This window comes from Marinisporobacter balticus (assembly GCF_004345705.1).
Taxonomy (GTDB): Bacteria; Bacillota; Clostridia; order Peptostreptococcales; family Thermotaleaceae; genus Marinisporobacter; species Marinisporobacter balticus.
The window spans coordinates 44,606-57,194 of the sequence record NZ_SLWV01000006.1 but is presented as its reverse complement, the minus strand read 5'-3'; the positions used below and the strand labels follow the sequence as shown (position 1 = coordinate 57,194).

Annotated in this window: 12 protein-coding genes; 2 read left to right on the top strand and 10 right to left on the bottom strand. The window is 33.9% G+C overall.

What is annotated here, in order from left to right:
* Positions 1-61: 61 nt before the first annotated feature.
* Together dctP and EV214_RS06455 are read right to left on the bottom strand one after the other, a co-directional pair.
* Positions 62-1,090, bottom strand: coding sequence for a TRAP transporter substrate-binding protein (gene dctP, locus EV214_RS06460; RefSeq protein ID WP_132243918.1), 1,029 nt, complete (start codon positions 1,088-1,090; stop codon positions 62-64).
* 306 nt (positions 1,091-1,396) lie between these two features.
* Positions 1,397-2,428, bottom strand: a complete 1,032-nt coding sequence (locus EV214_RS06455) for a tripartite tricarboxylate transporter substrate binding protein (protein ID WP_132243916.1) — start codon at positions 2,426-2,428, stop codon at positions 1,397-1,399.
* Between the two features lie 188 nt (positions 2,429-2,616).
* On the opposite strand from EV214_RS06455, the gene EV214_RS06450 reads away from it, so the two are divergent.
* Together EV214_RS06450 and EV214_RS06445 are read left to right on the top strand one after the other, a co-directional pair.
* Positions 2,617-4,446, top strand: coding sequence for a cache domain-containing sensor histidine kinase (locus EV214_RS06450; RefSeq protein WP_132243914.1), 1,830 nt, complete (start codon positions 2,617-2,619; stop codon positions 4,444-4,446).
* A complete protein-coding gene (locus EV214_RS06445) occupies positions 4,447-6,039 on the top strand; it encodes a response regulator (RefSeq protein WP_132243912.1) in 1,593 nt (530 codons plus the stop codon). It begins immediately after the preceding gene.
* 57 nt (positions 6,040-6,096) lie between these two features.
* Here EV214_RS06445 and EV214_RS06440 read toward each other — a convergent pair whose 3' ends face one another.
* The 8 genes from EV214_RS06440 to EV214_RS06410 all read right to left on the bottom strand — a co-directional run bounded on the left by EV214_RS06440 (position 6,097) and on the right by EV214_RS06410 (position 12,588).
* A complete protein-coding gene (locus EV214_RS06440) occupies positions 6,097-6,666 on the bottom strand; it encodes a hypothetical protein (protein ID WP_132243910.1) in 570 nt (189 codons plus the stop codon).
* 7 nt (positions 6,667-6,673) lie between these two features.
* Positions 6,674-6,832: a hypothetical protein gene (locus EV214_RS18695; RefSeq protein WP_165916275.1), complete on the bottom strand. Its 159-nt coding sequence runs from the start codon at positions 6,830-6,832 to the stop codon at positions 6,674-6,676.
* A 141-nt stretch (positions 6,833-6,973) separates the two neighbouring features.
* Positions 6,974-7,417, bottom strand: a complete 444-nt coding sequence (locus EV214_RS06435) for an MOSC domain-containing protein (protein ID WP_132244077.1) — start codon at positions 7,415-7,417, stop codon at positions 6,974-6,976.
* A 21-nt stretch (positions 7,418-7,438) separates the two neighbouring features.
* Positions 7,439-7,921: a cyclic pyranopterin monophosphate synthase MoaC gene (gene moaC, locus EV214_RS06430; RefSeq protein ID WP_132243908.1), complete on the bottom strand. Its 483-nt coding sequence runs from the start codon at positions 7,919-7,921 to the stop codon at positions 7,439-7,441.
* An 18-nt stretch (positions 7,922-7,939) separates the two neighbouring features.
* The gene (gene moaA / locus EV214_RS06425; RefSeq protein ID WP_330571271.1) at positions 7,940-8,905 is read right to left on the bottom strand and encodes a GTP 3',8-cyclase MoaA; all 966 of its coding nucleotides are present in this window, start codon (positions 8,903-8,905) and stop codon (positions 7,940-7,942) included.
* The gene (locus EV214_RS06420) at positions 8,906-10,816 is read right to left on the bottom strand and encodes a molybdopterin biosynthesis protein (protein WP_132243906.1); all 1,911 of its coding nucleotides are present in this window, start codon (positions 10,814-10,816) and stop codon (positions 8,906-8,908) included. It abuts the gene before it with no gap.
* Positions 10,816-12,072: a molybdopterin molybdotransferase MoeA gene (locus EV214_RS06415; RefSeq protein WP_132243904.1), complete on the bottom strand. Its 1,257-nt coding sequence runs from the start codon at positions 12,070-12,072 to the stop codon at positions 10,816-10,818. The genes EV214_RS06420 and EV214_RS06415 overlap by 1 nt, the downstream gene beginning before the upstream one ends.
* Before the next feature lie 24 nt (positions 12,073-12,096).
* Positions 12,097-12,588, bottom strand: a complete 492-nt coding sequence (locus EV214_RS06410) for a MogA/MoaB family molybdenum cofactor biosynthesis protein (protein WP_132243902.1) — start codon at positions 12,586-12,588, stop codon at positions 12,097-12,099.
* Between the last annotated feature and the right edge of the window lies 1 nt (position 12,589).

Here is a 12,589-nt window from a genome sequence, read left to right as displayed (position 1 = left end):
ACCTCCTAATAGAATGTAAGGACACATTTCGCGTCCTTACATTCATGTGTTAATCTTTCTTTTATTTTAAATCTCTAACTTGTTTTAGTAGATCTTCTATACCAATTTCTTTAGCAGCTTCATCTTGTAGCGGTTGTGCTAATTCTATAAATGGTGCTCTATCTATTTCATTCACCTCTGCACCATCTTTGATTGCTATATTTTTATATTCTTCTTCTTGTGCATAAAGGGCATCTCTCTCTGCTTTAACAGCAGCATCAGCAGCTTCTAAGAAGGTTTTTTGTTGCTCTGGTGTCATGGCATCAAACTTTTTAGCATTTGCTAATAAGAATCTAGTTGTATAATCATGACCTGTTTCTGTTATATATTTCCCATTATCTGTTTTGTGATGATTTTGTTGCACAAAATATGGATAAGCATTTTCCGCGCCATCTACTATATTTTGTTGCAATGATTGATAAAGTTCACCCCAAGCAACTGAAGTAGGTATAGATCCCATTTGTGTCCAGTATTTTGCAACAACTCCTGATGTTTGTGTTCTAATTTTCATACCTTCTAAATCTTTCATAGAAGTAAGTGGTTTGTTTCCATAATAATGTCTAACTCCCGCTGTCCAGTAACCAATAACCTTGAATTCATTATTAGATTTTTCTTGAATAAGTTTCGCCATTTTTTTACCAACTTCACCATCAACAACTTTTCCCCAGTGTTCATAATTATTGAATAAATATGGTAATGCAAATAAATCAATTTCTTCAATACCTGTCTGGCTCATAAAACCTGGAGAAACTACTACCACATCAGCTGCTCCTAATTTTAACTTTTCTACCAATTCAGATTCACTTGTTCCAAGTGACCCTGCAAACACTTCTACCTCAAAAGCGCCATTAGATTTACTTTCGGCAACTTCTTTGAATTTTAACATACCTATCTGATAAGGATTTTCAGGTGATGTTTGATTATGCGCAGCTACTATTTTAATAGGTTTGCTTGCTGCTTCTTCAGTAGCAACTTCCTTTGAACCACAACCTGTCAAAGTAAGTGACATGGCTAAAATTAGAATTAAACCTAAAGATAAAACTTTTTTCATAAAATGTTCCTCCCCTTTTTTGTTGTTAACGTTTTCTTGTTTTCCTCAATACACATACTACATAATAAATGCCCTATGATACGATTGAGGATAACTTGGACGCTCAATAATATTATAGGACACATCTATAGGATAATTAATAGAACCTGTTTACATATTTTCTTCTTATTTTGACATATTTCTATATCTACATGTTAAAGTTTTCTTAACTGCTCTTTATTTAAGTGTATATTATTATTTTTTTTACTTTTCTATCATTATTTTTACATTCTTTTATTTTTTTATGAAGACGGTCATTTCTTTTGCTTAACGCGTTCGCTTTTCAAAATTTAATTCTTGAATCAAGTTTTTAAATAAAACATCGCTTTCTTGTATTAATTTTTCAAATGCATTGGCATCCGATACTTTATAGCCTAATCCTAATTGGTTCATCACCTCTTTAAAGTCTGGATCTAACGCAGTTTTTGTAAATTTATCTTCCAAAATTTCTAAAATTTCAGGTGGTGTTTCTTTAGATACGCCTAATCCTCTCCATGTGCTCATACTTATATCATAGCCTTGTTCTTCAAAAGTTGGTACGTTTGGCAAACTTTCTATTCTTTCTGGCGATAATACGCCTAATACCTTTAATTTTCCATTTTTAACATGGGGTAACACTTCTCCCGGACTCACTGTTACTGCATCGATTTGTGCTCCTAGTAACGCAACTGTTGCAGGAGCTGCCCCATCAAATGGTATGTGTTTAAATTTTATGCCTGTCTCATTTTCAATCGCTTCTGCTGCGAAATGCCAAATCGCGCCTGTACCTGAATTTCCCACTTTAACTTTTCCTGGATTTTTCTTAGCATATTCTATGAATTCTTTTACTGTATCATAAGGCGCATCTGCTTTTACCGTAAGTGCTGCTGGATCTTCATTAATTTGTAAGACTGGCTGATAGTCTTTATATTTAAAAGGTGATAATCCTAAATTTTCAAGGGTTATTACCTCAGTTGTAATCATCGTAACCGTATACCCATCAGGTTTTGCTTGTATTCCCTCCGCAATTCCTACCGCACCACCAGCACCTGTTTTATTTACAACAACAACAGGTTTGTTAAAATACTTTTTTGACGTATCTGCGATGGCTCTAGCTACTAAATCTGTACCCCCACCCGGTGAAAATGGCACAATAATTTGAATATTTTTATTTGGAAATGTTAAACTTTCTTCTTGATTTTTTTGATGTACTTCTTTATTCTCATTTTTAGTTCTATTTGTTTCTGTACCAGTACCATTACATGCAAATAATGTCATGCTCAGGATCACTAATAAAAGACTTGTCATTATTTTTTTCATTTTTTCCTCCCTAATTTCACCTTAGAAATACTCAAACTTAATATATTTATTATAAATCACATTTTTATCGTAATGAATAGAATCTATTGACTTATCTTTTACATTTTTTTTAAATTTTTCTATTCTCCTATGTTAGAATAGTGTTAGTACTATTTTTTATTCTTTTATTGAAATGGAGTTTTTCATTTATGAAAAAAATAAAACAAATAGCCTCTTCCATATACAATTTTATAGTTAATTTTTATCATCTTTACCATCACTCTATCCGATATAAAATTATTATTTTAGTAACACTAACAGTATTATTGCCCATATCCTTATTTGGCGCTTATTTATACACTTTTATATCCGATAGTATCGTAACCCAAAATATAAATAAACAACTGAATCAATCTATTGAACAAGTCAATAGTAGTCTTTTATCAAAGTTTAGAATTATTGAGAATACCTTCACCCTTTTTTTATCAAATCAAGTGATTCAATCTAATTTAGAAAATGCTTTACCAGAAAAAAATACTTATTATGCAAAAGCACGCACCCGTTTAGAAATAGAAACCCAATTAAAATATTCTGTTCTAAATGATTACGCGTGGAATAGTCACTTATTAAAATCTGTTTTTATCTTTCAGAACAACGAAGATTTTTACTATTTACTGGAGAATTATCTTCCAAATGATGATATTGTAAAAGACCATTTACAATTTATTCATGCTTCAAAAGATCAATTTGATAAAAAGGTGATCATTACACCCTCTTCTTCTTATGAAGCCATCTATTTTATGAAAGACATTAAGACATGGATTACAAAAGATTCTATAGGTAAAATCATTTTTAGTATTGATGAAACTACTTTTACGGATATTTATAATAATATTGCCGATAGTCCTAATTGGCAAGCTTATATTTTTGATGACGAAGGTACAATTTATTTCCATCCCGCTAGAAATAAGATCGGAAAAAAAATAGATAGAAAATTCATTCCAACAGAAGAATCAAACCCAATAAGGGAATTATTAATTGACGGAGAAGTATATTTTGTTAAAGCAAAAAGAATAGATGATATTGGCATGACTTCTTTGATTATGATTCCTAAAAATGAAATAACCGCTAAATTAGATGATCTTATATCAAAATATTTGTATACGATCATTTTCATAGCACTCCTTACAATTATAATAAGTATGTTTGTTGTTACAAATATTACAAAACCCATTAAAGATTTAATTGAAAACATCGAAGAAATTAATGACGGTGTATTTACTACAAAAATGCCCTCTTATCAATATTCTGAGTTTGATGAAGTCAGCACTACTTTTAACCATATGGTTGATAAAATTCAGTATCTTATCAACGAAGTTTATGAAAAACAAATGCTCTTAACTGAATCAGAATTGAAAGCCTTACAAGCTCAAATTAATCCCCATTTTCTTTTTAATGTGCTAGAAACTATTAGTTGGGAGGCACGCTTATCAAATAATGAAAATATTTATCGAATGGTTAATTCTCTAGGTGAATTATTAAGAGCCAATTTTTCTTTTCATAGCCGTGAAAAAATAAAAATCAGACAAGAAATTGAATATATTGAGTTTTATCTTTATTTACAAAAAATACGATTTGATGATAAGCTCATGATCAATATTTCTCAATCCGACCTATCTATTTTAGATTTTTATTTACCAAAACTTTGTATACAACCAATTGTAGAAAATGCCATCATTCATGGTATAGAAAATAAAATAGGTAAGGGACATTTATCCTTAACCATAAAAAATGAACATGATGGTTTATACTTTGAAATTATAGATGATGGGGTAGGGTTTGACACTTCTCACGTTGATATAGATAATATAAAGAATCCTGAATATGTTAAGACCAAACGTAAACACATAGGTCTAGTAAATGTTAATAAACGAATCAAATTAATTTATGGTGAACCATATGGTATATCTATCCAAAGTCAGATCAATGAAGGTACCAAAGTAATCATTCATATTCCATTAGATCGAGGTGAAGTCTAAATGTATAGCGTTATGATTGTCGATGATGAGCATATTATAAGAAAAGGATTAATTAATTTTATTAAATGGCAGGAGCTTAACTGTAAGGTAATCTATGAAGCAAGTGATGGCGTTACTGCTAAAAAATTAATTCATTCAGAAAAGCCAGATATTATCATAAGTGATATAAAAATGCCAGGATTAGACGGAATACAGTTGTCGCAATATATCTACGAAAATCATCCTAATATTAAGGTTATTCTCTTAACAGGCTACTCTGACTTTAACTATGCACAAGCAGCGATCCAATATAATGTGGTGGATTTTGTACTCAAACCATCCTCAACAGAAAAAATCATTGAAGCTGTCAATAAAGCAAAAACCCTCATCATAAAAGAAAAAGCAAAGGAAGAAAAATTGATACAACTTGAAAATAACGTGAAAGAAACACTGGCTCAAATGCAAGAAAAATTTATTTTAGATTATATTAATGGTGTATTTATTGATAATTCTACAATACTTAATAAAATGAATGATCTTAAAATAGATCTTCATCATTTTTATGTACTCGTATTTAAAATAGATAAAATGAAGTACATATCAAACGGACAAAATATGATTATAGAAATAAAAAAGTTTATATCTATGATCTTTAAAAATTATAAACATTACCCCATTATTTTAGATGGTCAATCCTTATGTATCATTCTATCTTTTGATCATTCTAATCATTCTAATCATTCAGAATATATCCATCCTATTTGGTCTAAAAGTCAAGAAATACTAAGCTTTGTCAATGATTTTATGAATATGTCTATTTCTATAGGGATAAGCAATCCTCATGCTAATTTTTTACAAATACCCACAGGCTATAATGAGGCCTTTCAATGTCTGCGTGAGAAGTTTTATGATAAAAATAATATCTTTATGTATTCGCACTATTGTGAAACCCGATCTACTTGTAAAGAAACACCTATAAACAAATATATTCATCAAATCATGCACTTTGTAAAACTAGGGAAAACTAACGAAAGTATGGATACCCTCCATCAGCTTTTAGAAGAACTACAATTGTCTAAACAATCTATTGACCATATTAAAACAACGAGTATACGCATATCTTCTCTTTGTTCAACACTACTAGATACTTATAACATTACTTTTTCAGATGTTTTACAAAACTCAGATAATCTCTACCAACAGATCCTTCAATGTGAATCTATTAGTAAATTATCTTCAATTCTTGAAACAGTCATTCAATCTACGGCTTCATCATTAAATACGATAGATGTCTATGACCATTATCTTATAAAAAAAGCAATCGATTATATCAAAAAAAATTACCATCATCCTATTAAACTTAAAGTATTAGCAAAGCATCTTCATATAAATGGCAGTTATTTGAGTCGCCTGTTTAAACAAGAAACTGGTGAAACGTTGACGCAAATGATTACAAAAATGCGAATAAAAAAAGCCCAAGATTTACTAAGCTCCAATGATCTTAAAACATATGAAGTTGCCATAATGGTAGGCATTGAAGATCCAGCCTATTTCTCTCAAATATTTAAAAAGCATACGGGTGTATGCCCCTCAGAGTATAAAAATAATATGTAAATATCGCAAGCATGTTTGGTCGAATTGCTTAATATCTTCCTTTTCATGTCCATGCTTTTATACTAACATTACCTTTTTTACAAGTTTAATATTAGCTTTCAATATTTTATCTATATACTCAAATTTGGTCTTAGATACTTTTATATTATATTCTGTATTTTCATGATAAATATTAAGCTCATAATCTACATCTTCTTTCCATTGAAAGGAATCTATATTACTAAATTCTAATACTTTACCGTACCACACTAATCCTTTATCATAAAAATATATTCTTCTATCGTCATTTAGAAGATTTAATAGTATCATTGGAGTAAATATAATAATAAAACCATCAAACTCTTTATGATATTTATATCCTTTAGTAGCAATTAGAAATATATATTCCATTAATAACATAACAGCAATACTCGCCAGAACCCACCTTATGTATTTAGCTATAACAGGTTTATGTATATAATAATCATGTTTTGGTAGTGTCTTTTTTCTTAATGTTATAATAATTACATTTATCCATAATAATACTGCTACTATACAGACAGCTGTAATATTATGTCTGTAAAATATATACACAACAAAAAATAATATACAAGTAACCATGCCTAGGATATCTTCAAATTTTTTCATCTTTTATCTATCCTCCACGATCTGTTTTATTATGCACAATAAAATCTGGTAGCTTAACATTTCTCGTTACAAATAGCACTAAAATTATACCACAACAACTGAAATTTGTAATCAAACTAGCCATGATATTTTCATACATCGCCAAGAAAGCTCTGGAACCGTACATAAAAAACCTCCTCGTTTGGTTGCACCATTATTAATAGTTACGCTATCAACAATCCTTTCCAAACGCGGGAGGCGATACATCAGCTATCATAGCATTACTTAAAACACCTTAGAATTAGTGACTCACATTTTTTATATAATATTATTTTTCACTTGCAACAAGGGAAATTGCATCCCCAACTCTAATGATGCCACCTTCTAGCACTTTCGTGAAAATACCTTCCTTTGGCATGATACATTGACCGACTGCCTGTTTAATAGCACAACCAGAATGACATTCTTTTCCGATTTGTGTAACCTCCTGGATTGTTTCTCCTATTTTTAAGAGAGTTCCAACAGGTAACTCATGAAGCGTTATACCGGATGTTGTAATATTCTCTGCAAATTTACCAGAACAAAGACCTTCAACACCCATTTCAGTCATCTTATCGATACTTTCCTGCGCTAAAAGACTTACCTGACGGTGCCATTTCCCTGCATGTGCATCGTCTTTCAATCCAAACTCCTTGATAAACTGACCTTCTGCAATAGGCTGTTTGACAACGCCCTTTTTTTCACTGATATTAATACCTTTCACTTTTCCCAACACTTTATCCATAGCTTCCTCCTAAATGTTTTTCTCTAAGGATCTGATATATTCCCCAGACTTACCACCTATTTTTTTCTTCAAGTAGATATCTGTTAGTTCCATTTCCTTATCTACAGCTTTGCACATATCATAAATTGTAAGTGCCGCTATACTGACAGCTGTTAAAGCTTCCATTTCTACACCTGTCTTTCCGTAGGTTTTTACTTTGCTTTCAATATATACGCCATCATCTATCAGTTTCAGCTTCAAATCTACTCCGGTCAGCATCAGTGGGTGACACATTGGGATTAGATCACTTGTTCTTTTTGCACCCATGACTCCTGCAATTTGAGCTACAGACAAAACATCTCCTTTTTTGATGCCTAAAGACTTTATACGTTCAATTGTTTCTTTTTTCATCCGCACTTTTCCACAGGCGATTGCCTCTCGCATTGTATCCTTTTTATCTGTCACTTCTACCATTTTTGCTCTACCATCTTCATTAAAATGTGTAAATTCCATGTTTTTCTCACCCTCTTATTAACCACCTATACGAAACATTGATTTCTTGACATATTTTTTCTTATCTAGCTGATGTTCGTGTGGTTTCTTATTGATATATGTTTGTACCGCTAAATGAATATCCTGTTGATTTCGAAGCACTTCTTTTAAGTCAAGCTCATCATCTGAATGGAGACAATATTTCAGTTTCCCATCTGATGTCAGTCGAATTCGATTACAGTCTTCACAAAATTTGCACGAGATAGGCCGGATTAAACCTACTCGACCTAGGCTATCAGGTAGCCTATAATAAGTAGCCGGTGATGACGGATCATCCTTTTCTACACTGATGAGTTCAGGCACTTGTTTGAGTACTTCATCATTACTAATAAACTGGTCTTCATTCCATTTGGCTACTTCCCCAATAGGCATGAGTTCAATAAATCTTACATCTATTGCTTGATTTCTCGTCAATTCCACAAAATTCCTAATTTCATCATCGTTGAAACCCCCAATGAGTACACAGTTGAGCTTTATAGGCGTTAGTCCAACATCCATAGCCTTTTGAATGCCTTGTTGAACCTTTTTAAGGTCACCACCTCTAGTCATATATTTATATTTATGAGGATCCAGTGTATCTAAACTAACATTCACACGGTTCAAACCTGCCCTCTTTAGACCTTCAGCCATTTCTTCCAGCAAAATACCGTTCGTTGTAATAGCCAGTTCCTTAATACGCTCGTGGTTTCCAATCTTTTCAATTAACTGAACGATACCTCTTCGAACCAAGGGTTCTCCACCGGTTATTCGTACTTTATCAATCCCCATTTCAATAAGATCACTTACAATTTTATCAACTTCTTCAAATCGCAATATTGACTCACAATCACATTTATCTATGCCCCTCTCAGGCATGCAATAGCGGCATCTCAGATTACAAAGGTCTGTGATAGACAGCCTTAAATAATTTATATTTCTACCAAAACCATCCTTCAACAGCAACACCTACTTTTCTATTTTTCTAATTGTCCCAATATCATCAAGTTGATAACCCCCTAGGCTTAAAACACTTGACTTAAATATGTCTGAAGTGATGATTTCCAAGAATTTTTTAATTCTGTCATCATTCAGGTCGTCATTAGATACTAAAAATTCATATGCTTCATAACCAACCGGTATGAAATCAAGTCCCATATTATCTGCAGCAGCATATATGCCCAGTCCAACATCAACCGCATTTGAATCAACGGCAACTGCCACACCCATATGTGTGTTGACTTCCCAATCATAACCATTGACTTCTTTTGGATCAATCTTCTGTTTTTTCAATTCATAGTCCAGTAACTGCCTTGTTCCTGAGCCCCGCTGACGATTGACAAATATTACATCATCCCTGCTCAAATCTGCAAATCCCTTAATTTGTTTCGGGTTACCTTTTTTAACCATAATTCCCTGCAGTCTTTTCACGCCACTAATGATTGACATGGTTCCGTCTTCAAAATACTTCTTCACAAAGGCATCATTATAATCCCCTGTCGCTTCATCCATGAGGTGAATAGGTGCAATATGACATTCGCCTTTTCTTTTGGCCATTAAGCCACCAAAACTGCCTACATGGCTAGATGAAATCGGCATCATATCACTAAGAATATCTATGATTATGTCATGGCTTCCAATAAAAACAGCTCTTTTTTCTATAATTTCCAAAGGTTTAAGTAATTGAACCTCAACATTTTCTTCTGCTTCAATACCTTCTACATGAATAGGAACCGTAAGTACACCATCAGCCCGAACAAGACTTGTAGTATTGCCTGCACCACGATTTAAAGCAGTTGCTATTAACTGGCCATTGACTTTCCCAAGCGTCACCCTTACGAGTTCTTCATGTTTAAGGGAAGAGACAATGCGTTTTGATAATACGGCTTTTGTTTTTTCATCATCGTTTGGAGAACCAGATAACTTTCTTATAAAAGGTTCCACAAAGTTTCTGAATGAAAAATAGGCAGAAACTGGATAGCCGGGTATTCCTATTATCCCTTTGTTGTCAATAATACCAAGTATTGTTGGTTTTCCAGGTTTCATCGCAATACCATGTACAATCACTTCTCCTAATGAACGTATAATGTCAACGGTATAGTCCTTTGAGCCTGCTGATGAGCCAGCATTAACGATAACAAAATCATTTTCATTAATCGCTTTGCAAATGACTTCCTCTAACTGTTTCATATTATCCTCTACAGGTTCATAAACAGTAGGTAGCCCACCAGCTTCAGTGACAAGCCCTTGAAACATCCATGCATTGGAATCAATGATCTGTCCTTTTTCTAGCGTTTCAATATCTCTTGTAAGCTCATTTCCAGTTGGGATAATGCCCACTTTTACAGGACATAAAACATTTATCACAACAACCCCGCCTGATAATAGCGCACCTATATCGATAGCTCTTATTTTATGTCCTGAGGGAATAATCATTTCACCTTTTACAATATCTTCACCCACCGTTCGAACATGTTGCCACGGATGAGCGGGTACAAGTAGTTTAATAAGCCCTTCTCCTTCTGGAATTACATCTTCAATCATAATGACAGCATCGTATCCATCTGCTACAGGGTTCCCTGTATTGATATAACAAAAATCAACAGATTCTTTTAGGATCACAGGACTTCTTTCATTCGCACCATATGTCTTCTCAGCCAACACTGCAATCCCATCCATAGCAGCACTATGATAATGCGGTGATGAAATATTTGCAAATACAGCCTGTGCGGTTATCCTCCCTAATGATTGATAAACGGATACCTCTTCTTGCTTTTTAGATTGCTTTAACTTCTCTTCATATGCTTCAATCGCCTTTAATCGAGGTTGATTGTCAATATAAATGTTTCTTTTTGAATGATCATCTCTTAAATGCTCCATTAAAAGCGCACCTCCTGCAGTAATTCAACGTCTACTCGATCTCCAGCTACAACACCTTCCACTGTTTTGCCTATCTTAAACCATCCTGAAGCATGTGCCAATGTAGTGATTAATCCTGATTTTCCATAAATAGGTATAGCAAGCATTTCACCGTCTTGCTCTTTGAGCTTGACCATTTGATACATATCTCTGCCAGCTGCTCCATGAATATTCTCGTGGCTGATAGCTTGTACCATTAGTTTTTTACGTTTTCTTCCAAACCAATGATCCATAAATGCACCCACTATATGCTGACACACCATGAGTGCTGAAACAGGATGCCCCGGTAGTCCAAAAACCATCTTTCCTTTAATCTTACCTACAATGGATGGTTTTCCTGGTTTGATAGCCAATCCATGGATCAGAACTTTACCGTCATCAAAAGATTCAATGATCTCTTTCGTATAATCTCGATATCCCATTGAGCTTCCACCTGATAAAATGACAGCATCTGATAATTCTAATGCCTCTTTTAAAGCTTCTTTTAGTGCCTGAACCTCATCTTTAATAATCTCTTGCCGGTAAATAGATCCACCTTTTTCTCTAATCCAAGCCGACACACCATAGCCATTGATATCTCTTACCTGCCCAACGTCACAGGATTCATGAAGGTCAACGATTTCATCCCCTGTTGAAAGAACGGTAAAAACCGGTTTTTTTACCACCTTTATGTTGGCAAACCCCATACCAGCCAACAAAGCTATGTCATATGCTGTTATTTTCTTTCCTGCTTCAATGAGACAGTCTCCTTCTTTTACATCATCGCCAATATATGAAATATAATCTCCAATACGTGCTGGACGGTATATCAAAACTGTGGCTTCATCGATTTTTTCTGTATCTTCAATCATGACCATCCCATCTGCACCATCTGGTAGCATGCCACCTGTAGGTACGTATATAGCAGTACATTCATTTATCTTCATTGTCACTGGATTTCCCATGGTCACTTCACCCATTATAGACAATATGGCAGGTATGGATTCTGATGCGCCATTGGTATCTTTGGATCTAAGTGCATATCCATCTACTGTCGAACGATTAAACGCTGGCAGATTCGAAGGCGCAATCACCTCTTCATATACTGTCATGCCTAGTGCATCCTCTAATGCCACTTCATGAAAAATAGTCTTTTGATCCTTCTGGTTATCTGTTTCATACTGAACCATTGCTATTGCTTCATCTAGATCGATGGTCTTTAAGAAATCGATTTTCATCTCACCACTCTTTTCGTTATTTATTCATCGCCTTGCACATTCTGCTGATTGTCCCGTCAGAATGTCAATACCATGTTCTAATTCGTCAATGATGAATAATAAGGACTCTTTGACTGCTTTTGGGCTACCCGGTAAATTAACAATAAGCGTTTTGTTTCTTATTCCAGATACTGCTCTTGACAGCATTGCCCTTTTTGTAATGGTCATACTATTGCCCCGAATTGCTTCTACAATACCAGGTGCAATTCTGTCTACAACTTCTAATGTAGCTTCAGGCGTTACATCTCTTTGACTAAAACCAGTGCCTCCTGTTGTGAGTATGAGCTGCACGTTTAAATTGTCTGCCATATGAATAAGTTCTTTTTTTATAACATCTTTATCATCTGGTACAATGGTATAGCCACAAATCATGTATTCGTATTCCATCATAATTGTCTGAATCTGCTTACCGCTTATGTCTTCCCGCTCACCAGCTGCACCTTTATCGCTCACTGTAATAATACCCATCTTATACATC

Excerpts from the sequence above, each read along its gene's own strand:
- EV214_RS06420 (WP_132243906.1), bottom strand. The coding sequence starts at position 10,816 with ATGGAGCATTTAAGAGATGATCATTCAAAAAGAAACATTTATATTGAC.
- EV214_RS06445 (WP_132243912.1), top strand. The coding sequence starts at position 4,447 with ATGTATAGCGTTATGATTGTCGATGATGAGCATATTATAAGAAAAGGA.
- moaC (WP_132243908.1), bottom strand. The coding sequence starts at position 7,921 with ATGGAATTTACACATTTTAATGAAGATGGTAGAGCAAAAATGGTAGAA.
- EV214_RS18695 (WP_165916275.1), bottom strand. The coding sequence starts at position 6,832 with ATGTACGGTTCCAGAGCTTTCTTGGCGATGTATGAAAATATCATGGCT.
- EV214_RS06440 (WP_132243910.1), bottom strand. The coding sequence starts at position 6,666 with ATGAAAAAATTTGAAGATATCCTAGGCATGGTTACTTGTATATTATTT.
- EV214_RS06410 (WP_132243902.1), bottom strand. The coding sequence starts at position 12,588 with ATGTATAAGATGGGTATTATTACAGTGAGCGATAAAGGTGCAGCTGGT.
- EV214_RS06455 (WP_132243916.1), bottom strand. The coding sequence starts at position 2,428 with ATGAAAAAAATAATGACAAGTCTTTTATTAGTGATCCTGAGCATGACA.
- EV214_RS06415 (WP_132243904.1), bottom strand. The coding sequence starts at position 12,072 with ATGAAAATCGATTTCTTAAAGACCATCGATCTAGATGAAGCAATAGCA.
- dctP (WP_132243918.1), bottom strand. The coding sequence starts at position 1,090 with ATGAAAAAAGTTTTATCTTTAGGTTTAATTCTAATTTTAGCCATGTCA.
- EV214_RS06450 (WP_132243914.1), top strand. The coding sequence starts at position 2,617 with ATGAAAAAAATAAAACAAATAGCCTCTTCCATATACAATTTTATAGTT.